This is a genomic window from Mesorhizobium sp. LHD-90 (genome assembly GCF_030929505.1).
GTDB lineage: Bacteria > Pseudomonadota > Alphaproteobacteria > Rhizobiales > Rhizobiaceae > Kumtagia.
Genome location: NZ_JAVFVV010000020.1, coordinates 80,084 through 100,654, shown reverse-complemented (window position 1 = coordinate 100,654; position 20,571 = coordinate 80,084). Strand labels below are relative to the sequence as shown.

General features: G+C 63.1%; 18 protein-coding genes, 1 tRNA gene and 1 pseudogene. 10 read left to right on the top strand and 10 right to left on the bottom strand.

What is annotated here, in order from left to right; translation table 11 throughout:
• Positions 1–42 precede the first annotated feature (42 nt).
• Complete coding sequence (locus RB623_RS24460; RefSeq protein ID WP_308059676.1) at positions 43–546, top strand: DUF1993 domain-containing protein; 504 nt, start codon at positions 43–45, stop codon at positions 544–546.
• A gap of 20 nt (positions 547–566) precedes the next feature.
• Here the strand turns inward: RB623_RS24460 and RB623_RS24455 are convergent, their stop codons facing one another.
• The gene (locus RB623_RS24455) at positions 567–749 is read right to left on the bottom strand and encodes a hypothetical protein (protein WP_308059675.1); all 183 of its coding nucleotides are present in this window, start codon (positions 747–749) and stop codon (positions 567–569) included.
• A 214-nt stretch (positions 750–963) separates the two neighbouring features.
• On the opposite strand from RB623_RS24455, the gene RB623_RS24450 reads away from it, so the two are divergent.
• Entirely contained in the window at positions 964–1,419 is a 456-nt protein-coding gene (locus RB623_RS24450) for a hypothetical protein (RefSeq protein ID WP_308059674.1), read from the top strand.
• 87 nt (positions 1,420–1,506) lie between these two features.
• Here the strand turns inward: RB623_RS24450 and RB623_RS24445 are convergent, their stop codons facing one another.
• On the bottom strand, positions 1,507–1,992 hold the full coding sequence (locus RB623_RS24445; RefSeq protein WP_308059673.1) for a VOC family protein: 486 nt from the start codon (positions 1,990–1,992) through the stop codon (positions 1,507–1,509).
• A gap of 81 nt (positions 1,993–2,073) precedes the next feature.
• On the opposite strand from RB623_RS24445, the gene RB623_RS24440 reads away from it, so the two are divergent.
• The 3 genes from RB623_RS24440 to RB623_RS24430 all read left to right on the top strand — a co-directional run bounded on the left by RB623_RS24440 (position 2,074) and on the right by RB623_RS24430 (position 4,912).
• Positions 2,074–2,949 (top strand): helix-turn-helix transcriptional regulator, encoded by an 876-nt coding sequence (locus RB623_RS24440; RefSeq protein ID WP_308059672.1) that lies wholly within the window; start codon positions 2,074–2,076, stop codon positions 2,947–2,949.
• A gap of 522 nt (positions 2,950–3,471) precedes the next feature.
• A complete protein-coding gene (locus RB623_RS24435; RefSeq protein WP_308059671.1) occupies positions 3,472–4,590 on the top strand; it encodes a calcium-binding protein in 1,119 nt (372 codons plus the stop codon).
• Between the two features lie 232 nt (positions 4,591–4,822).
• Positions 4,823–4,912, top strand: a tRNA-Ser gene (locus RB623_RS24430).
• A gap of 623 nt (positions 4,913–5,535) precedes the next feature.
• On the opposite strand, the gene RB623_RS24425 is transcribed toward RB623_RS24430, so the two are convergent.
• Entirely contained in the window at positions 5,536–5,835 is a 300-nt protein-coding gene (locus RB623_RS24425; RefSeq protein WP_308059733.1) for a hypothetical protein, read from the bottom strand.
• Between the two features lie 87 nt (positions 5,836–5,922).
• Positions 5,923–6,704, bottom strand: a pseudogene (locus RB623_RS24420) (hypothetical protein).
• Between the two features lie 340 nt (positions 6,705–7,044).
• Between RB623_RS24420 and RB623_RS24415 the strand changes: the two are divergent.
• From RB623_RS24415 to RB623_RS24400, 4 genes are all read left to right on the top strand, one after another.
• Positions 7,045–8,676, top strand: coding sequence for a hypothetical protein (locus RB623_RS24415; RefSeq protein WP_308059670.1), 1,632 nt, complete (start codon positions 7,045–7,047; stop codon positions 8,674–8,676).
• Between the two features lie 124 nt (positions 8,677–8,800).
• Entirely contained in the window at positions 8,801–9,325 is a 525-nt protein-coding gene (locus RB623_RS24410) for a hypothetical protein (protein WP_308059669.1), read from the top strand.
• Between the two features lie 166 nt (positions 9,326–9,491).
• A complete protein-coding gene (locus RB623_RS24405; protein ID WP_374121739.1) occupies positions 9,492–10,892 on the top strand; it encodes a DUF1254 domain-containing protein in 1,401 nt (466 codons plus the stop codon).
• Between the two features lie 350 nt (positions 10,893–11,242).
• The gene (locus RB623_RS24400; RefSeq protein ID WP_308059732.1) at positions 11,243–12,490 is read left to right on the top strand and encodes an alpha/beta hydrolase; all 1,248 of its coding nucleotides are present in this window, start codon (positions 11,243–11,245) and stop codon (positions 12,488–12,490) included.
• Positions 12,491–12,676: 186 nt separating this feature from the next.
• Here the strand turns inward: RB623_RS24400 and RB623_RS24395 are convergent, their stop codons facing one another.
• Genes RB623_RS24395 through RB623_RS24370 form a run of 6 tightly spaced genes read right to left on the bottom strand, consistent with a single transcriptional unit; the run spans position 12,677 to position 19,169 of the window.
• Entirely contained in the window at positions 12,677–13,423 is a 747-nt protein-coding gene (locus tag RB623_RS24395) for an SDR family NAD(P)-dependent oxidoreductase (protein ID WP_308059667.1), read from the bottom strand.
• Positions 13,424–13,443: 20 nt separating this feature from the next.
• Positions 13,444–14,481 (bottom strand): oligopeptide/dipeptide ABC transporter ATP-binding protein, encoded by a 1,038-nt coding sequence (locus RB623_RS24390; RefSeq protein WP_308059666.1) that lies wholly within the window; start codon positions 14,479–14,481, stop codon positions 13,444–13,446.
• Positions 14,478–15,491: an ABC transporter ATP-binding protein gene (locus RB623_RS24385; RefSeq protein ID WP_308059665.1), complete on the bottom strand. Its 1,014-nt coding sequence runs from the start codon at positions 15,489–15,491 to the stop codon at positions 14,478–14,480. The genes RB623_RS24390 and RB623_RS24385 overlap by 4 nt, the downstream gene beginning before the upstream one ends.
• Positions 15,491–16,498 carry an ABC transporter permease gene (locus RB623_RS24380; protein ID WP_308059664.1) on the bottom strand — a complete coding sequence of 336 codons (1,008 nt, stop codon included), beginning with the start codon at positions 16,496–16,498 and terminating at the stop codon, positions 15,491–15,493. Before RB623_RS24380 ends, RB623_RS24385 begins: the two co-directional genes overlap by 1 nt.
• Before the next feature lie 9 nt (positions 16,499–16,507).
• Positions 16,508–17,503, bottom strand: coding sequence for an ABC transporter permease (locus RB623_RS24375; RefSeq protein WP_308059663.1), 996 nt, complete (start codon positions 17,501–17,503; stop codon positions 16,508–16,510).
• Between the two features lie 7 nt (positions 17,504–17,510).
• Complete coding sequence (locus RB623_RS24370) at positions 17,511–19,169, bottom strand: ABC transporter substrate-binding protein (protein WP_308059662.1); 1,659 nt, start codon at positions 19,167–19,169, stop codon at positions 17,511–17,513.
• Positions 19,170–19,586: 417 nt separating this feature from the next.
• Between RB623_RS24370 and RB623_RS24365 the strand changes: the two genes are divergently transcribed.
• Positions 19,587–20,570, top strand: coding sequence for a DMT family transporter (locus RB623_RS24365; RefSeq protein ID WP_308059730.1), 984 nt, complete (start codon positions 19,587–19,589; stop codon positions 20,568–20,570).
• Position 20,571: the final 1 nt, after the last annotated feature.

Here is a 20,571-nt window from a genome sequence, read left to right as displayed (position 1 = left end):
TATCTCCCTTTCGGCCGATCCGGCTGAAGGGAGAGAGTGTCCATGATCATGTCCATGTACCAGGCGAGCGTGCCGGTGTTCCAGATGCGGTTGAAGAGCCTGTCGAACTGCCTGAGGAAGGCGGAGGCGAATGCCGAGGAACGCAAGATCGACCCGGCCGTGCTCCTAAACGACCGGCTGGCGCCCGACATGCTGAGACTGATCTCGCAGGTGCAGATCGCCACCGACCATGCCAAAGGCGCTCCCTCGCGTCTGGCCCGGCGCGAAATCGTCCGCTTCGAGGACACCGAGTCGAGTTTTGCCGACCTCCAGGCGCGTATCGCACGCACGCTCGACCTTCTGGCGACGTTTGAAGCGGCCGAGATCGACGGGAGCGAGGAAGTCGCGATCCTGATCAAGGGCAGGACGCGCGACCTGTCATTCACCGGCATCGAATATCTGCAGAATTTCGCTATGCCGAACTTCTATTTTCACATCACGACCGCCTACAACATCCTGCGCCACAACGGCGTGCCGCTCGGCAAGGTCGATTTCCTGACGCCCTGACGGCAGAGGCCATGCGGACCTTACAGCCCGGCAGCCGGAAAGGTCCCGGCCAGTTTGCGCGGCAACCGCGGAAAATCCGCGGGCCGCACGTCGGTATCGGTGCGCCCGGTCTCGCTCAGCAGTTCGATGAGCGCCTGGGCGGCGCGTATGCGGCCGATGTCGCGCGGCCGCGGCCGGGAGAAGAGTTCGGTAAAGAAAGCCATGACAGGCCCCTTCGTTAGTCCTCCCGATTTCAGCATATAGGCGATTCGTGACGATTGTGCAGTGCAACATCATGCAGGGCAGTCATGCGCGAAGCCAGATTGATTTTGGAATTGTCTTAATTCTTGCCCGTAGTTCCGCGAGAATCTTAACCCTCCGTCGATAGAGTGCGCAGCCGATTGGCGCTATGAAATGTTCCCGGCAGAGGAGGCTGTCATGGGCGAGATGGCGAACCGCGACTTTGCTGTCCTGCTGGACGAGCTGATCGCCGCGCGCGATCAGTCCACCGGACCCGTCGCCGCGCCGACCATCCCGTTCGATTACCTGTCGGTCGCCGAGGAGTTGTATTCCGGCCGCATACAGGTTTCGGATGACGCCGTGGAGGCCGAGTACCGCGAGGCGTCGGAAGGCGAGCCAGAAACAGTTGCGGCCGAGACCGTCGGAGGGGCCGGAAGCCTGCCTTCGGTGGAGCCCGAGGCGATCGCAGTCGAACTCGGCCTCGACCGGGCGACGGCCGCCGACTTTACGCGCATCCGCCGGCGATTCGCCTTTGCCAATCATCCCGACCGGGTGGCGCCGCATCTGCGAGAGCGCGCCATGGTGCGGATGAAAATCGCCAACATGCTGATCGACGCGGCATCGGGAAAGGCCGCGGCCATGGACCGCCGCTGAGCGAGCGCAGTCGCCGCAGCAACCGCGGCAGATCTTGGGCGGACCGGCCTGCTTGAACTTCCTGCGGCCATCCGTGGACGTCCCCGCTCAGATTTCAGCATAGATTTCGATCACGTTGCCGTCCGGGTCGCGAAAGAACACCGTTCGGTGTCCCCAGGCCTGGTCAGTGACTGGCGAAATCGGCTTGACGCCTTTGGCATCCAGGGCGGCGGCGCATTTCTCCACTTCGGCGGGCGGCACCCGGAAAGCCAGTTGCAAGGAAAGCGCTCCGTCGGCTGGCGGTTGATCGTTGAAGATCAGCCCATGAACGGTCAGCGCGAGCCTGTTCGATCCCACTGCGAACTCTATCCAGCCGTCGCCGAGTGTCCGGAGCACCGGAAACTCCATGATGCCTTCATAGAATTCCCGCATGCGCGGCAGGTCCCTTGCGAAGATCACCGTGTAGTCGATCTGGCGGATGTTTTGGAAAGCGTTCACAGAATGTCCTTTCGGCGGGTTGGCTGTTTCGGCAGCGGAACCCGTGCCGGCAAGCAGAACGCCCGAAACCAGCAGTTCTCGCCTGTTCAATCGCATCGCAGTTCCTCCGTTCGGGAGACTGTGCAGGCAGTCTTAACATGGTACAAATCTCTATCTTATCGTGGGATATCCTGGATCATGCTCGACCGTGACGAGATCCGCCGGACCGAATTGGGGCGTTTCCTGAAAAGCCGCAGGGCGGCGCGGTCGCCAGCCGATCTCGGCCGGATTTCAGCCGGGCGGCGGCGCACACCCGGCCTGCGCCGCGAAGAGGTGGCGGAGGCCGCCGGCATCAGCGCGGCCTGGTATATCCGGCTGGAACAGGGGCGCGACGTGCGCGCCTCGCTGCATGCGCTCGACCGCATCGGCAAGGCGCTCAGGCTGGACAGGGCGGAGCAGGCCTATCTGCTGGAACTGGCGCGACCGGACCTTGATTGGAAGAACCGCGTTCGTAGCCATGAGGCGCCGTCGCCCGTGATGCTCGCCATGCTTGCGGGTTTGATGCCGCACCCGGCCTATATCCTGAACAGATACTGGCAGGTGAAAGCTCTCAATCGCGCCGCCGCAATCCTGTTCGGCGACCTCGACAACGAGGAAAAGTGGGGCGCCAATCTGGTCCACCGCCTGTTTCTGGACGAAGGACTTCAGGAGCGCTTCGCCGAATGGCCGGTCCTCGCGCGCTCGATCGTCGCGCAATTTCGGCTGTCGGGCGCGGCGATGGCGAACGATCCGGTCATGGAGGTGCTCGTCGCCCAGATCTGCGCGGCAAGCCCGCATTTCAGGCGGCTGTGGGAATCCGCGGAACTTTCGGAGACGCCGGTCTGGCGCAAGGCGTTGACCCATCCCGTAGCCGGCCGCTTGAATTTCGACTTCGCGGGCCTGCGGCCTCCCGGTCCCGACGGCCATTTTACGCTCGCCATCCATACCGCGTCGGACGCAGCGACACGTGCGCGGCTGGAGGCGTTGCTCGAGAAGACGTCCCACGGCGCGCAGGGCGCGCGAGAGCCCGGTTGATGAGTGATAATCTGACTGGATCAGGATCACCAGATACCGGGGGCGCGTCTTCATCACTGTCGAAGGGCGCCGCCTTCAAACACCCGATGAGCCGTTCTTCCAGTATGAGGCGACAGGCCGGGCCTGGTTGCGGGACGCCTCTTTAAAATAAGCCGCCGCTTATCCGTTGAGGGCTTGGTTTCGTTGGTCGGCGCCGGCACTCTTCGGCACGATCACGTATGGTCCGACAGCATCGTCAGGTGAAAACGCCTGGAATTTCCATGGAAAAGACAAAGAATTCCAAGGTTTTCCAATCGATGCGATATACGATGCACGCAAGTTTACGTATCGTGACCGACCGTCGACGCCTCCTCTGAAAGCTACAATTTTGAGATAAGGTCGCGGGAATAGCTCAGTTGCTTTCCGCGTCTGAGCTTCTCTGTAATGGGAGAATTAGTAATGCCAGGTGTATTCCGCTACACGCAGAATGGGGATTACCGGTCGGCGACTTCTTCTGACATTCTCCGCTTCGATGCAACGACTATGGCTAGCGCAGTCGAAATCAACAATCCCCTTGCGGTGGGGATCAATGGCGATCTGAACCTGCCGCCTGTGAGCATGAACAATGTTTTTTACTATGCGCCGGGCCCTTTGACGACCTTCGCGCTGAGAGACACGGGCAACGCTGTCCTTACGCCGTCCAACGCCGGCCTCTATTTGGATATTTCTGGAGGTGCCGGGGTCGCGACGTTCTCAGGCGGAGACTTCGGTGATCAGTTTATCGGCGGCCTCAATGACGACAGCCTCTTTGGCCACCTTGGCAACGACACGCTTGAGGGCGGGGCCGGCATCGATACACTTAACGGCGGCGCGGGCATCGACACCGCGAGCTACCAGCGTGCTGGTGCAGGTGTTCTTGCTGACCTGTCGAACGCCGGCAACAACACTGGAGAGGCGCAGGGCGATATTTACAGCAGCATCGAGAATCTACGCGGCAGCAGCTTCTCCGACACGTTGACCGGCGACGGCGGCGACAACAAACTCAACGACGGCGGCGTCGGCGGGGCCGACACGCTGACCGGCCGCGCCGGCAACGACAGCTATTCGGTCTACAACGCCGGCGCGGTGATCGTTGAAATCGGCGGCGAGGGCAACGACCGCGTCTGCGCCGGCGTGAACTTCGTGCTCGCCAGCGGCGTCAGCGCCGAATACCTCAACACAACCTCGCTGCACGCGGTCTATGCAGTCAACCTGACCGGCAACGAGATCAGGCAACTGGTGCGCGGCAATGACGGCGCCAACGTGCTCGACGGCGCCGGCGGCAGCGACGTGCTGTTCGGCATGGGCGGTTCGGACACGTTCCGCTTCTCCACCGCGCTCGGCGGCGACAACATCGACCGCATCATGGATTTCAGCGTGGCGGACGACCAGATCGAGCTGGACGACGCGATCTTTTCCGCGCTCGGCCCTGGCGCTCTCGGTGCTTCCGCCTTCAAGGACAATATCTTGGCGCCGCGCGATGCCGACGACCGCATCATCTACAACTCCAACACCGGTTCGCTGTTCTACGACGCCGACGGGCTGGGCGGCGCGGCGGCCGTGAAGTTTGCAATCCTGTCGACGGGCCTCGCCCTGACCGCTGCAGACTTCGTAGTGAGCTAGCAGGCTGCGCTCACCTCGCCTGCCTCTCGGCGGCGCGGCACTGCTAGGCCGCGCCCTCGGCGATCCGCTTGCCAAAATCGAGCGCCTGCAGGCGAACGCTGCCGAGCAAGTTGACGCGTTGATCAAGAAGGCGGTAAAGCCCGGTAGCTAAAGGGTGTTCGGTAGCAAAATGGTAGAAGCGGCCCGAAAATGGCCGATTTGAAATCCAAAAAAGCTAACGAAATCAATCCTTGGAGGGATGGCCGAGCGGTTTAAGGCACCGGTCTTGAAAACCGGCGTGGGCGCGAGTTCACCGTGGGTTCGAATCCCACTCCCTCCGCCATTCTCATGGCTGTCCGGCCCGGAGACATGGGTAACGGCTTGTACCTAGGACATGGGTGACAACTTCGTGCCGAACGGCTCACTGCCAGAGCGAGCTGTACAAGGCCCAGATGACGCCAATTGTCAGGACGGCGATCGCCAGCATGAAGCCGACGGCCAAAATCCAAGGCCGACCTTCAGGTTTTTCTGGCGGCGGCATTCGGCAATCTCACGTCCATCCACATGTGTGCCCTGTCGCGGCCTCGGCCACGCTCTGCAGCGGCGGCAGAAACCGACAAAGGCAGCACGAAAGGCCGCTGGCCCGGGTGGTGGGGCGGCAGGGCCAGCGGCCCTAGGGGGGTCTGGCTGAATAATCCTCCCAGCCCGTCCCTTCCGCTAGAATACACATCTTCGTGAAAGCGAATTGATAAATGTGTGCCGCCGACACCGAAATGATTCAGTGTCGGTGGCATGAACCAATTGAGCCGAAACCGCCATGATCTTGGGTGCTTGAATCCAGCGGCTTCCCCACCCCACGGTTCATCCAAGAACCATCTTCGGAAATTCTTTCAGTCCGGTGAATCCGCCCCCATCGGGCCTAGCCGAGTTCCTTGTTGGCGCTGCGGCCTGCTTGAGCCGGTGCGGCTAACAATCGTTACCTGTACGGTTCTGAGCGGCCTGGCCTTCCCGCAGGGCGGTCGCGAGTTCCGCGGCCAGCCGATCCACCAGATCCTGCCATTCGGTCCTTCTGGCTTCATGCAGTGCCGCGGGGGTTTCCGGGACGCTTGCGAGTGCCCATTCGGCTTCGGCGAGTTCCTCGCATATGTCGCGGAACGCCTCGCTGCGGTTCATCAGCTTGCGGATCGCGAACTCGGCCTGCGGAAATCGACGGGCTGCCGCGGAAAACCCGCCTTCCCGTCCTGTCAGTTTGCTTCCTAGCGTCACGTACGCCACCCTTCAGAGATGGGGCCGGGAACCATCCCAAGTTTCGCCTCGGCCTTTTTGCACGCTGTCGGGGCTCCTGCCGGCTTTCTAGAAGTGGACCACGAGGCCGAAGATCGGACCTTGCTGAACCACGTCGAAGAGAAAGCCGTCATCGCTGTAGTCGACGCCGAGAGCGCGGTAGCCGGCTACCATCGAAAACCGGTCATTGAATCGGTAGCCCAGCCCTGCGGCGACGTCCCAGTCGAGGTCCGCCCCGCCGGCGCCCACCAGGCCCCAGCCGGTAAAGTAGATTTCGGGCGTGAACGAGTAGTTTCCTCGGATGCCGACCAGCCCGTCCACCCAGGTCGCGCCGTCGCTGCGGGACACGCCGTCGAGAATACCACCATTGAACGAAATGTCTGTGTCCACCGACCAGACCCGGAACCCGCCGACGACATCCAGATGCCCGGCGCTACCTTCCAGGACGAGTAGCCCGCTCCGAGAAGGCCGGCAAAAGTCTCGGACGTGACGTCGACGCTGCCAGCGACGATGCCTCGCGGCGTACCGGAGCCGGACGATATCTTCGTATACATGAGGTCGCCAAATATGCTGTAGCGCTCGTAACGCGCCTCGCCGATCACCATGGCGGCAAAATCGAGTTCATCCAGAATGTCGCTGAAGTTTGAATCGAGTTCGACGACAGGCAGGCCGAATTGCGACGTTTCGCCGGAGAGGCCCGCTGCCCAGAAGTAGGGACTCGCGGCGAACGTCCATCCCGCCTCGGTCGTGGTAGGCGTTTCGGGGGTCATCGGGGACACGGTGTCGGCGGCGCCAGCAGGCACTACGGCAAGACCGCACCAGAGAAGGGTTGGAACAATAGCGGCTTTCATGTCGTGCCTCCGCACCTGTTTGCTTCCGACGAAGACTCCGCGGCCTTGAGCGGGGAGTGGATCGCTGGCATCGGATGGGAGCCGAAGTCTTCCGCGGCGTATCCAAAATTCCGCAATGGTCCAAGGGATATTCATCCGCCAAAATAAGCGTATATCGTTGCGCCGGGCCAGCATTTGCAGGTAAATTACGTGGTCTAAACCTGGCTGCCGATCGAAAAACTGCACGGACGGCCACCTGCGCTGTCAACACATGAGGGGTGTTGTGGTCCAGACGGGATTGTCGACGGACGGGGAATTCGATCCCTCCGCGGAGGCGTGTCGTGCTCAACTCGACCGCATCGTGAAAAGCGCCGACTTCGATGCGACCGCCCGTGGACGCCGTTTCCTCGGCCACGTCGTCGAGGAAACGCTGTCGGGCCGCGGCGGACGGATCAAGGCGTATTCTATCGCCGTCGAGGTCTTCGGCCGTGACGCTTCCTTCGACCCCCAGACGGACCCGATCGTTCGCATCGAGGCCGGCCACCTGCGCCGCTCGCTCGAGCGATACTACCTGACCGCGGGCCGGTCCGATCCGATCCTGATCACGATTCCGAAGGGCGCCTACGTTCCCACCTTCTCGTCGCGGCCGCAGCCTGCCGCTGTCCGGGCCGTCCCGCAGACCGCCGATGCCGTCCAGAACGCCAGACCGTGGCGCCGGCGGAACGCTGCCCCGCTGGCGGCGGTCCTTGCCGCCGTCGTTGCCGTGCTGGCCGTTCTGGCATGGAAGTTGGTGCCGACGAACCTCCGAGCGGGCGCGCCCGAGGTGCCGCGACTGCTCGTCGAACGTTTCGACGATCTGTCGGGAACGGAAGCCTCCGCGGCGATCGCCGGCGGATTGACGCAGCAGATCGTCGGCCAGCTCGCCAAGTTCAAGGACATCGCCGTGGTCGAGGCCGCCGAACCGGGCGGGACGACAGCGCCGCCGAGGTTCGCCCTTGCCGGCAGCGTCAGCCATTCGGCCGATGCATTCCGCCTGCGGGTCCGACTGATCAGCCGCAACGACGGATCCGTCCTGTGGGCAAACAGCTACGACGGCGGCATGGAGGTCGGCAAGTTTCTCGACGCCGAGGCCGACATCGCGCGCAAGGTGGCGACGACCCTGGCGCAGACCTATGGCGTCATCTTCCAGACGGACGCAGCGTTTCGCGTGGACAATCCGCCCGACGACTGGGCCGCCTATTCCTGCACGCTTTCCTACTATGCCTATCGTGTCGACCTCGATGCGAAGGCATATCCGGCGGTGCGGGCCTGCCTGGAAAAGGCGGTGGAGCGTTTCCCGAACTATGCAACCGGATGGGGACTTCTGTCGCAGACCTACATAGACGGCATCCGATACCGCTATCCGTTCGACGCCACGTCGTCGTCTGAGATCGAGCGCGCGCTCACCGCGGCAAGGCGGGCGGTGGAGATCGACCCGCTCAACGTCCGCGGCCAGCAGGCCGAAATGATTGCCCTCTATCTCAATGGAGAGGTGGACTCCGCCCTGGCGGTGGGCAAGCAGGCCATGGCGATCAACCCGAACGACACCGAACTCCTGGGCGAGTACGGATACCGTCTGGCCCTGTCGGGACATTGGGACGAAGGATGTCCCCTGGTGGCGGAAGCGCGCGAGCGCAATCCGGGGCCGTTCGCGTATTACGAATCGGCACTTGCCCTTTGCTCATATTTCCGCGGCGACAATGAGCAGGCGGTGATGTGGATCAGGAAGGTGAGCGCTCCCAGCAACGCGAACTATCATGCGATCGCGGCCGCGATCTTCGGCGAAGGAGGACACGCGGCCGATTCCAGGCGCGAAAGCGACTGGCTCAAGCAAAACGCGCCGGCGCTGGTCGCGAACGCACGGCAGGAGATTTCCATGCGCCTCGCGCGCCGCCAGGACGTGGACTTCTTCCTTGGCTCGCTGAGGAAGGCCGGCCTCGACGTCGCGGACTAAGCCCCCGGGACCGTCGCGATTCCGTCTGCACGATACCGTAAGTTACCTTCCGCGCCGGCAGGCAATGCCGCTACGTCAGGTCCGAGCAACCGATGTTGCCTTTGGAACCCGTCGGGAGAGAAACATGACGACACGACGCAGCCTTCTGCTGACGGCCACCGCCGTCGCGGCGACCGCGGGAATGCTGAAAGCGCCGAATGCCCTGGCTGCCGAAACGATGGCGGATTTCTTGTTCGTGCAGACAGCCGAGGCGATGCGTTTCGACAAGACGACCAGCAAACTGACGCTGGAAGGCATCGGCGGCACGACGCTGTTCTTCGCGGATCGACCCGAACGGGTCGCGGGAAACATGAAGACAACCGCATTCATTCCGTTCTGGAGCAAAGGCAAGGACAGTTTCCTGTCCGATCCGCCGAACGCCGATCTTTCGATTCTGGAAGGAACCGACCTCAGGCAGGTCGTGGTTGTCCTGGAGCAGCCGGAGTTGGACGGCGACAAGCTCAGCTACACGGTGAAGATCGTCGGTGGCGAGATGCCGGAGAAGGGAACCGACGTTTCGGTGTTCATCGACATCATCGGCATGCCCTTGACGCCCCTGTCCTATGCCGGGGTCGCGAGGCGCTCGTTCAGGCGTGCGGTTCTGTACTAGACCGGCCACCGGACCGAAGCGAAGACCGATCCGGACAAGCCAATTTTCGACCCAAGCAAGCGAATGGAGGTGTGAGATGCAATTGATGAACTTGATCGAGCAAAGGGGCCTGATCCGCCGGCTATTGCCGGCTGTCGCCCTCGCGGCTTCACTTTCGACACTGTCGATGGGCGCGGCATTCGCGGCCGAGGCGATCACCGAGGAAGAGGCTCATGCAATCGGCGTAGACGCCTATGTCTATTTCTATCCGCTGATCACCATGGACGCCACGCGCAAGCAATTGACTAACACGAAGGCCGTCCCTGGCGCGATGGGCGGCCCGCCCAACACATTCAACAATATTCCCGAGTTCCCGTCGGCGGACATGAAGGCGGTCGTACGGCCGAATTTCGACACGCTCTATTCCAGCGCCTGGCTCGACCTGACGAAGGAGCCGGTTGTGGTTTCGGCGCCCGACACGAACGGGCGCTACTACCTTCTGCCGATGCTCGACATGTGGTCGGATGTTTTCGCGTCGCCCGGTTGGCGGACCACCGGCACCGGCGCCGGCCATTTCCTGATCGCCCCAGCCGGTTGGCGGCCCGATCTGCGCGACAAGTTCGACGAGTTCAAGCTGCCGGAGGGGACGCAGCGCATCGATGCGCCGACCTCGCATGTCTGGGTCATCGGCAGGACCAAGACGGACGGGCCGTCGGACTACGACGCCGTTCACAAGGTGCAGGCCGGCTACAAGGTCACGCCATTGTCGGAGTGGGGCAAGGAGCCGAAGCCCGTCGAGGTCAAGATCGATCCGTCGATCGACATGAAGACGCCGCCGAAGACCCAGGTCGACACGGCAACCGCCGAAGCCTATTTCGCCTATGCGGCCGAACTGTTGAAAATCCATCAGCCACATCTCACCGACCAGCCTATCCTGGCGCAGATGAAGCGGATCGGCATCGAGCCGGGAAAGAGCTTCGATCTCTCCAAGGCCGACCCGGTCGTGCAGAAGGCGCTCTCGACCGCTCCGCATGACGCCCAAGCGCTCATGGCGTGGAAGGTGAAGTCGCTTGCCCGCGTCGCGAACGGCTGGTCGATGAACACCGATACGATGGGTGTCTATGGCAATTACTACCTGAAGCGCGCCATCGTCGCGCAACTGGGCCTGGGCGCCAACCTGCCAGAGGACGCGATCTACCCGCTCAACCTTGTCGACGAGGAAGGGCAGCCGCTCGACGGCAAGAACGACTATGTCATTCATTTCGACAAGAGCGAGATTCCGCCGGCGCAGGCCTTCTGGTCGATAACACTCTACGACAATAAGGGGTTCCAGGTCGCCAATTCGATCAACCGGTTCGCGGTCAGCAGTTGGATGCCATTTCAGTACAATGCCGACGGCTCTCTCGACCTCCATTTCCAGACCGAAAGCCCCGGCAAGGACAAGGAGTGGAACTGGCTGCCGGCGCCCGCTGGGGCCTACAATCTGACGATGCGGCTTTACGCGCCAGCGTCGGACGCGCTGACGGGCAAATGGAACCCGCCGCCCGTCGTGAAGAGCAGCGTCATTCCTGCCCTGACGACACAGTGACTTCGTGGGCGGGCGCCCGCTTGTCGGGCGCCCGTATGCCCAACCGGCGGGTTCAGCTCATCAATCTAGGTCCGGCGAAGTAGGTCGCACCGGCCGAAACGGGACTGCATCGTCGAAGATCGCGCCATGGGGCAGGGGTCTTCCGTGCCATGCAGTTCCGTAGGCAGCGTCGCCGCCACGCCGCATGGCTCTTTGCTGAATGCTGGGCTATGATCTGGCGCCGAGCGAGAAGCGTGCCTACAAAAGACTGGCCTGGAAAGTAGCGCGTACGGGGAATTGGTGGGACGACGATGAGCCGGTATTGGCCTTTTCATGCTCGACTTGTCGCGTGCGCCCTGCTTGTCGCGGGACTGCAATTGTCCGGCTGTGCCGGTCGGCCAAGGGGCGTGTTGACGCCTGTCGCCGAGACCGAGCCCTCCGCCAGCAAGGTGGAGATGGTGGTGACCACCACCCGCAGCCAGGCGGGCAACCCCGGAGAGATGTTCAGCGGTGAGCGCGCGCTTGCTCCGGCGTTCGCGGAAATCACCGTGTCGATCCCGCCAGCCAATGTCCGCAAGGTCGGCGAAGTGGCCTGGCCGAAGAAATTGCCACCCAACCCCGCGACCGACTTTGCCGTCCTGAAGGCTGCCGAAGTCGACCGGAAAGGCGCTGAAGACTGGCTGAAGAAATCGGTAGCGAAGAGCCCGGACCGCAGCGTGCTGGTCTTCATCCACGGATTCAACAACCGCTTCGAGGATTCGGTCTACCGCTTCGCACAGATCGTCAACGACTCCGGTGCGCACAGCGTCCCCGTGCTGGTCACCTGGCCCTCGCGCGGCAGTCTGCTCGCCTATGGCTACGACCGCGAAAGCACCAACTACACCCGCAACGCCCTTGAGAACCTGTTCCAGTATCTGGCCAAGGATCCGGATATCAAGGAAGTCTCGGTCCTCGCGCATTCCATGGGAAACTGGTTGGCGCTGGAATCGCTCCGGCAGATGGCGATCCGCAATGGTCGCCTGCCGCCGAAATTCAAGAACGTCATGCTGGCCGCGCCGGACGTCGACGTCGATGTCTTCCGCTCGCAGATCGCCGACATGGGCGAGCAGCATCCGCAATTCACCCTGTTCGTCTCGCGCGACGATCGCGCCCTTGCCGTGTCGAAGCGGGTCTGGGGCAATGTCTCGCGCCTGGGCTCCATCGACCCCACGCAGGAGCCCTACAAGACAGAACTCGCCGACAACAAGATAACGGTCATCGACCTTACAGAGATAAAGGCCGGTGACGACCTTCGTCACAGCAAGTTCGCGGAATCGCCGCAGATCGTCCAACTCATCGGCACCCGGCTTTCGGACGGACAGACCTTGACGGACAGCCGGGTCGGACTTGGCGACCGGATCGTGGCGGCGACTGCCGGCGCCGCGAGTGTCGCCGGAACCGCGGCCGGATTGGCGGTCGCTGCTCCCGTCGCGATGATCGATCAGGACACGCGGGACAACTATGGCCGTCACGTCGACTCGCTCGGGGTAGCGGTGTCGGACGGCCCTGCTGCAGGAGTGCCCGCCAAGAAGACCTGCGATGAAACGCAGGGCACGCGCGGCGGGGGCTGCAATCGGTAGTGGTTCATGCCAGCCAACGACCCGATGTCGGCTTCTGGCGCTTTCCGCTCCCGTCCACCGATTTCCGATGTTCGGTTCGGCGCGTGCCTTGCGTCGGGCAAGCGCTTTGCAGCAGTGTCTTGTCGATCACGGTCTGCGGTACGCCAGCCGCCAGGCCGGCGCGGACTCGCCATCAATGATGACCCTTCAGATCATATAGTCGCCGCCGTTGACGTTGAGGCTGGCGCCGATGAAATACGATCCCTCGTCGGATGCCAGAAGCAGGAACACCGGCGCGACTTCGCCGACCTCGCCGAAGCGCCCGATGGGCAACTCGCCTTTCTTGCGCTCCAGCCAGTCCTGCGGCAGGCCGTTGAGCAGCGGCGTGTTGATCGGGCCGGGATTGACGCAGTTCACGGTGATGCCGTCGCGCGCCACCTCGTAGGCAAGCGCGCGGGTAAAACCCATGATGCCGGATTTCGCCGCCACATAGTGCACCATGGTCGGCGCGCCCTTGTGCGCGAGCTGCGACGACAGGTTGATAATGCGGCCCCATTTCTTGCGCTTCATGGCGGGCAGCACTTCGCGCGTGAACAGGAACGTGCCGCGCAGATGTACGTCGATCATGCGGTCCCACATCTCGGTCGGCATGCCGTCGAGTTCATGCGTGGTGTCGATGCCGGCATTGTTGACCATGATGTCGACGTCGCCGAGTTCGGAGACCAGCGATTTCAGGCCGGCCTTGACGTCGGCCTCCTTGCTCACGTCTCCGCCGGCGACGGCAACCTTGCCGCCATGCGCCGCGCATTCCCTGGCGACTTTTTCCGCGCTGTCCCTGTTCAGATCGAAGATGCCGATGGACGCCCCCTCGCTCGCGAACAGATTGGCCACGCCGCGCCCGATGCCGCTGGCGCCGCCGGTGATCACCGCGACCTTGCCGTCAAGTTTTCCCATCTTACTCTCCTCTGTGACGATCAGAGCGCCGGGACGCCGGCGCTCAAAATCCTGTCGGCTTCGCTCTGGAAGCGCGCGAAACTGTCGAAATCCGGCACGAGCCCGGCCACCTCGCCGTGCCGGTAGCAGCGAACGTCGTGGTTGGGGGCGACAGTCTCCACCGGCGGCATGGCGCTTCGGCACGGCTCGATCGCCAAGGGGCAGCGCCCTGCGAGATAGCAGGCCGGCGGCAGGTTGATCGGGCTGGGAATCTCGCCGGAGAGACGGATACTGCTGCCGCTCCTGATGCGTGGATTGGGCAGCAGGACCGACGACAGCAGCGCCACCGAATAGGGATGCGACGGCTGCGCGAACAGCGTCGCGGACGGCCCCTGCTCGACGATCTTGCCGAGATAAAGCACCGCGATGCGATGGCTGATGTGGCGAACGGCCGACAGGTCGTGGCTGATGAACAGATAGGCCGTGCCGAGATCGCGCTGGATGCGGATCAGCAGGTCGATGATTTCTGCACGCGCGGTCGGGTCGAGCGCCGATGTCGGCTCGTCAAGGACCACCACTTCAGGGTCCGATATCATGGCGCGGGCGATGCCGACGCGCTGCTGCAGGCCCATGCTGACCTCGGCCGGGTAGCGGTCGAGCAAAGCCTCCGCCAATCCGACCCGACGCGCCGCCTCCCGGACCTTCTTTTCCCGATCCGGCCGCGGAACCTTCAGCGCACGCAGGGGCTCGTCGATCTGCTCGAAGACGCGCTGCCGGGGATTGAGCGATTCCGTCGGCTCCTGGAAGACGAGCTGCAACTTGCCGCGCAGGTCCGGCGACCGCACAGTCTTGCTGCCGCCGAGATCGATGCCGCGAAAACTGATGCGGCCGGCGGTCGGGCGGATCAGGCCGAGCACGCAGCGGCCGATCGTGGTCTTGCCGGAACCGGACTCGCCCACCAGCGCCAGTGTCTCGCCTTTCTCCAGGGAGAACGACACCTCGTTCACCGCGCGCACGACCGATTTCGACCCCGCGATCGGAAAATGCTGAACCAGATCCTGGATCTCCAGAAGGCTCATGACCGCTCCACCGGATAGTGACAGCGAACCAAATGTCCTGGCTGACGTTCGATCAGGGCCGGATGGTCGGTGCGGCAACGCTCCCGCACCCGGACGCAGCGGTTCTGGAACGAGCAGCCGACCGGGCTCGGTCCGCTGTTTTCGCGCGCCTTGTCCTCGCCCAGCCAGTAACGGCGCAGGCGCTCGTTCTGCGCGAAGGCCGCGAGCAGCAGCACCGTGTAGGGATGCTGCGGATCGTCGAAGAAGACCGCGCGCTCGGCGATCTCCATGATCTCGCCGGCATAGATGATGGCGATGCGGTCGCAGTAATGCGCGGTGATGCCGATGTCGCGGGTGATGAACATCATCGAGGTGCCGCGCTCGCTGACCAGCGAGCGGATCAGCTCAAGCACCTGGGCCTGCACGGTCACGTCGAGGCCGCTGGTCGCGTCGTCGGAAATGATGAAGCGCGGCGAACAGGCGAGAGCGATGGCGATGACGACGCGCTGCGCCATGCCGCCCGAAAGCTCGTGCGGGTAGGCGTCCAGGCGCCGCTGCGGATCGGGAATGCTGACCTGCTTCAGCAGATCGAGAGCGCGGTCCCGAGCGACCTTCCTGTCGAGGTCGAGGTGATGGCGCAGCACGCTGGCGATCTGCTGCCCGACCGTCTGAAGCGGATCTAGTTCTCCGCGCGGATTGGAGATGATCATGGCGATGTCGCGGCCACGGATCTTTCGCAGGGACTCCTGGTCGAGTTCCGCGAGGTTCTTGCCGTCGAAATGGATCGAGCCCTTCGCGATCTCGCCGGGCGGTGGGACCAGCCGCATTATGGCGCGCGCCAGCATAGTCTTGCCGGAACCGGACTCGCCGACGAGGCCGAGGACTTCTCCGGCGCGCAAGTTCAGGCTGACGTCGCGCAGCGCGACAGACGCGGCCGCACCGTATTGCGGGAACTCGACCGAGACGTTCCGGCAAGCCAGGATCGCAGCCGGCTCGTTGTCATCACTGGTCTTCGCGGACGTCGTGGCCATCAGCGTGTCCTCGGGTCGATCGCGAAATAGATCAGATCCACCAGCAGATAGATCACCAGCGACAGGATCGCCGAATAGAGCACAAACCCCATGACGGGGTTGAGGTCGGCGTTCAGCACGCCCTGCACGGCATATTGGCCGGCTCCGCCCCAACTGAAGACAATTTCGACCAGCACCGCGCCGCCGATCAGGAAGCCGTATAGCACGCTGACAATGGTGATGACCGAAGGCAGCGAGTTGCGCAGCGCCTTGCGCGCCACGACCTTCGGCGGCAGGCCGCACATTTCGGCATAACGGCTGAAGTCGGCCTCCAGCATGCGCTCCATCGTCGACTGCGTCATCTTGAGGATCGGCGCCGCGTTGATAAGGCCCAGCGTCAGCACCGGCAGCACCAGATGTCCCGCCGCGTTGCCGAGCGCCGCCCAGTTTCCGCTGATAAAACTGTCGATCAGCAGGGAGCCGGTGACGTCCGGCGGCGGAATGACGGTGAAGTCGATGCGGCCGAGCGGCGCCGGCGCGACGCCCAAAATGGTGTAGAGAATAAAGATCAGCACCAGCGCGAACCAGAAATCGGGGAGGGCCCCGGCGACGAGGCCGTAGTAGTCGGCGATCTTGCGCAGGATGCCAGTCTTGTTGCGTGCCCCGGCAATGCCGAGCGGCATGCCGATGGCCAGCGCCAGAAGCAGCGATAGCGTCACCAGCTCCAGGGTCGCAGGGAAACGCTGCGCCAGATCGGACGTGACCGGCATGGTGGTCTGCCAGGACGAGCCGAGATCGCCATGGATGACGCGCCAGAGATAGATGTCGAATTGTTCGAAGATGGAGCGGTCGAGGCCGAGTTCGCTGCGCAGCCGCGCCAGGCCGTCGTCGGTGGCGAAGGGGCCGAGCATCATCACCGCCGGGTCGCCGGGAATGAGCTTCAGAAGCAGGAAGCTGACCAGCAGGATACCGACGAGCTGGGGTCCTACGAAGATGAGCCGGCGGCCGATATAGGCGAGCATCTGCATGATTCGCTCCTATCCAGCGTCGGCCTGAGCGGATTTCCGCTTGCCGCGACGCTGGATCTGGCCCGCCAGACGGCGACGCCGGACAGGATCGGCCAGAACTTCGACGCTCGACCCGATCAGCGAAAAGCCGAAGATGGTCACCGCAAGCGCCAGCCCGGGGAAGATCGACGGCCACCAATGGCCGGTGATGATGTTCTGGTAGCCCATGGCGATCATGCTGCCCCACTCGGGGGTGGGCGCCTCCACGCCCGCGCCGATGAAGGACAGCGCGGAGGTGAGCAGGATCGCCCAGCCTATATTGACCGAGAGCTGCGCCAGAACCGGCGCGATGGCGTTGGGAATAACGTGCCGGGTCAGGATCGTAAGGTCGGATACGCCGGCGATGTAGGCCGCCTCGACATAGCGCAGACGCCGCACCGACAGGACCTGGCTGCGCATCAGGCGCAGATAGATCGGCGTATTCACGAAGGCGACCGCCAGCACGATGCTGTGCAGGCTCTGTCCCAGCACCGCGACCACCGCGATGGCGAAGACGAAGACGGGAAATGCCTGCAGCACGTCAGAACTGCGCATGATGAAACCGGACAGGAAGGTGCCAAGGCCGCGCCGGGTCTCGTAGTAGCCGGCCGCGGCGCCGAGGATCGAGCCGACCACGGCCGAAACCAGCGTGCCGGCGAGCGCGATGGCAAGATCGATGCGCGGCGCATAGATGACGCGCGAAAAAATATCGAGGCCGGTCGCGTCGGTCCCCATGAGATGAGGCCAGCCCGGCGGCTGCAGGAAGGCGATCGGATTCGCCTGCTCCGGATCGAACGGCGCGATCCAGGGTGCAAAGATGGCGAGCAGGACGACGGCAAGCACGATGCCGTAGCCCAGAGCAAAATCCGGCCGGGCCCGCAGCACGGCGAAGAAGAACGACAACCGTCCGGAGGCAGGGCCGGCGCCTGCCTCCGCTTGTCCGGTTGTCTCGGGCGGCAAATTCCCGGACGAGGGACCCACGGTCACTCCAGGCTCAGCGGCTGAAGTCCTGGAAGCGGATGTTGTTGGACGTGTAATAGGTCCAGCCCTTCAGGTCCGCCTTTCGCGCCATGGTGTAGTTCGGATACGAGACGAAGGTCCACGGCGCCTCGTCCATGATGATCTTCTGAGCTTCCTTGGCCTTTTCCAGCCGCAGCTTTTCGTCGGCGGTCGCCGCCATCTCGGCGAGCAGCTTGTCGACGTCGGCGTTGGCGTAGTTGGAGTAGTTCACATAGCTCTTGCTATCGAAATAGAGCGTCAGCGAATATCCGGGATCCGGGCACCACGGGCTGTCGACGTAGAAGATCATCGGCTGCTTGCGATCGGTGACGAAGTTGTAGAACGACCCGGCCGGCACCTTCTTCAACTCGACCTCGACGCCGATCTTGCGCAGCGCCGACTGGTAGATGATGGCAATCGGCTCTTGCACCGGATCGCCGGCATTGTAGGCGAGCGAGGTCTTGAAGCCGCTGCCCTGTCCAGCCTTCGCCAGAAGCTCCTTGGCTTTGTCGAGATTGTGCTCGTAGGAGTAGAAGTCCCCGGCGAAGCCCGGATAGATGTTGGGCATGCAGCCGTTGAGCGGGCTGGCCAGATCCTGATAGACGGCCTTGATCACCTCCTGCTGCGGGAAGGCAAAATTCATGGCGCGGCGCACGTCGACATTGTCGAACGGCGCGATCTTGGCGTTGAGCTCGATCCAGATCATGAAGGAGGCCGGCACGGTCTCCACCGCGACGGTCGGCACCTTCTTCATGCTGATGATCTCCAGTGGCTGAAGATACTGAGCGATGTCGACCGCGCCGCCCTGCAAAAGCTGGACGCGCGACGCCGAGGTCGGCACTTCCTTGAACACCACCGTGTCGATGGCCGGCTTGCCACCGTAATAATCCGGGCGGGCCTGGAAGACGGCCTGCTGGCCCCGGGTGAGTTGTGCCAATTGATATGGCCCGAAGCCGGCGCTGTTGTTCTCGATGAATTTTCGCGCCCACGGGTCGTCCGTGCCGCCCTCGGCCTTGCACTTTACGCTGTCGTAGACGGGCGTGTAGAGGTTGGTGTGGATCTTGAGCAGCAGCGGGTTCGGCTCGGCGACGTTGAACGAGACGACATATTTGTCCTCGACCTTGATGTCGTCGGGCGATTTGAGTCCGCACACGGCCGTGTAGAAGGCGCCCAGCGCACCGAGTTCAAAGGCGCGGTTCCAGGTCCAGCGCACGTCTTCGGCGGTGAGTTCGTTGCCCCAGTTGCTCTTGACGCCCTGACGCAGCGTGAACACCGCGCGCTTGCCTGACGGGTCGAGTTCCCATTTCTCGGCGAGCTTGCCGACCATGTTGACGCCGCCCATCTTGTCGGCGTGGAAAGCGATGTCCTCGCGGCGAGCGTCCGGTGCGCCCGAATCAGGAATCTTTTCGAAGCCGAGAAGCCCGTCATAAAGCGCCGCAATCGCCTCGAAGGTACCGAGGCTGACGTCGAAATTGCAGTCGAGGCTCTGCGGCGTTGCCGGCGCGGCTATGACGAGCGTGGAGCCGGCCTGCGCGAAGGCGCCGGGAATATCCAGGATGCGCGGCATCACAGCGGCTGCCGCCGTGGCCGAGGCCATCTGCAGCACGTTACGTCTGTTGAGATTTGGAAAGGACAGGCGCGAGAAGTTCGACATGATCAGTTCCCCTGCAGAAATCGGCCTCGACGACCATTCTTGTGAAGGCTTGTTCTTACGTCGGGGAAATCATGCGGCGCTGGTCGTTTGTGAGTCAAATAAGGAAACTGGTGAAGTTTGATACGACGGCAGCATCAATTGCGTGGCCGATCCATCCCTCCAACTTCTGCGAGGTTCAGCCAGCTTGCGACGAGTTTGCCCTTATCCGGTGCACGTCAGGGTTGGCGGACCGCCGTTGAACGCACCGATTGATGCAACTCGTCTGCTGGCTTCCGGCTGAGGACTGCGCCGCGCAGCAAAAGGGAGTTTGTTGCGCCAACCTGTCGCCAGGGATCTGCTTGGCCGGCATCGGATGGGAGGTTTGAAGTCGCTGTGCTAGCATCCGGATTGTCGATGCTGGAACGGGGGGCGGGGTCCTTGGCATTTCACATTCTGCCGCTGCATCACGGGGATGGCACGGCGAGGGCCGCGACGTCGGTGCCCATTGCCTATTCCGGCGCCGTTCTTTGCTGGCTGCTCTCCGCCGGCGTCTACATCGCGGCGCGATGGGCTGCAGCCGAGATGCCGCCCTGGACGCTGTGTTTCTGGCGCCTCGCCCTGGCATTCGCGATCCTGCTGCCTATCGTCCATCGACACTTCCCGGCGATGGCCGATCTGCTTCGCGCGAGGCCAGTCGAACTGGTCGTCGTCGCTGCGCTGGGCCTCACATTCTGCCAGGGTTTGATCTACCTGGGTCTCCAATACACCACCGCGACGACGGCGGGCATAATCATGGCCCTTTCGCCGATCATCACGATGGTGCTGGCGCACTTTCTCGTCAGCGAGAAGATGAGTGTCCGGCAGAGTTTCGGAGCTGCCCTTTCGATGATTGGTATGATGTTCATCGTCGCACGAGGAGACCTCGCGGCCCTTGTCCGCATGCAGATCAATCCCGGCGAGCTTTGGATCGTCTGCAGCGCCGTGACGTGGGGGCTGTACACGGTCCTGTTGCGCCGCTTCAAATTCGACATCGAGCGCCTGCCGCTGCTGGTTTTGCTGCTTGGCCTGGGCGCTGCCGTAGCAGCCCCGCTATATGCCTGGGAACTTGCCTTCGACGAACGAGGGGCGCTGGACGGAAGCGGGCTGATGGCGCTTGCGTATGTGGCCGGCCCCGGCGGCGCGCTGATGTACTACCTCTACAACTGGAGCGTCGATGCGCTTGGCGCCGCGCGGGCGGGCATGCTGCTCTACCTCCAGGCCGCGTTTGTCGCCGTTCTCGCCTATTTGTTGCTTGGCGAAAGTCTCCATTCGTTCGACGTCATCGGTGCGGCCGTCATCATCGCCGGCCTTCTGACCGCGATGATGCCCAAGCGTGCAATCGCGCGGCGTGACAGCGGCGGCACTTCCTCGACCGGGTCTTGAG

Coding starts and splice junctions, on each gene's coding strand:
- RB623_RS24395 (WP_308059667.1), bottom strand. CDS start 13,423: ATGGGAAAACTTGACGGCAAGGTCGCGGTGATCACCGGCGGCGCCAGC.
- RB623_RS24440 (WP_308059672.1), top strand. CDS start 2,074: ATGCTCGACCGTGACGAGATCCGCCGGACCGAATTGGGGCGTTTCCTG.
- RB623_RS24460 (WP_308059676.1), top strand. CDS start 43: ATGATCATGTCCATGTACCAGGCGAGCGTGCCGGTGTTCCAGATGCGG.
- RB623_RS24380 (WP_308059664.1), bottom strand. CDS start 16,498: ATGCAGATGCTCGCCTATATCGGCCGCCGGCTCATCTTCGTAGGACCC.
- RB623_RS24410 (WP_308059669.1), top strand. CDS start 8,801: ATGACGACACGACGCAGCCTTCTGCTGACGGCCACCGCCGTCGCGGCG.
- RB623_RS24455 (WP_308059675.1), bottom strand. CDS start 749: ATGGCTTTCTTTACCGAACTCTTCTCCCGGCCGCGGCCGCGCGACATC.
- RB623_RS24385 (WP_308059665.1), bottom strand. CDS start 15,491: ATGGCCACGACGTCCGCGAAGACCAGTGATGACAACGAGCCGGCTGCG.
- RB623_RS24435 (WP_308059671.1), top strand. CDS start 3,472: ATGGCTAGCGCAGTCGAAATCAACAATCCCCTTGCGGTGGGGATCAAT.
- RB623_RS24370 (WP_308059662.1), bottom strand. CDS start 19,169: ATGTCGAACTTCTCGCGCCTGTCCTTTCCAAATCTCAACAGACGTAAC.
- RB623_RS24405 (WP_374121739.1), top strand. CDS start 9,492: ATGGGCGCGGCATTCGCGGCCGAGGCGATCACCGAGGAAGAGGCTCAT.
- RB623_RS24445 (WP_308059673.1), bottom strand. CDS start 1,992: ATGCGATTGAACAGGCGAGAACTGCTGGTTTCGGGCGTTCTGCTTGCC.
- RB623_RS24390 (WP_308059666.1), bottom strand. CDS start 14,481: ATGAGCCTTCTGGAGATCCAGGATCTGGTTCAGCATTTTCCGATCGCG.
- RB623_RS24450 (WP_308059674.1), top strand. CDS start 964: ATGGGCGAGATGGCGAACCGCGACTTTGCTGTCCTGCTGGACGAGCTG.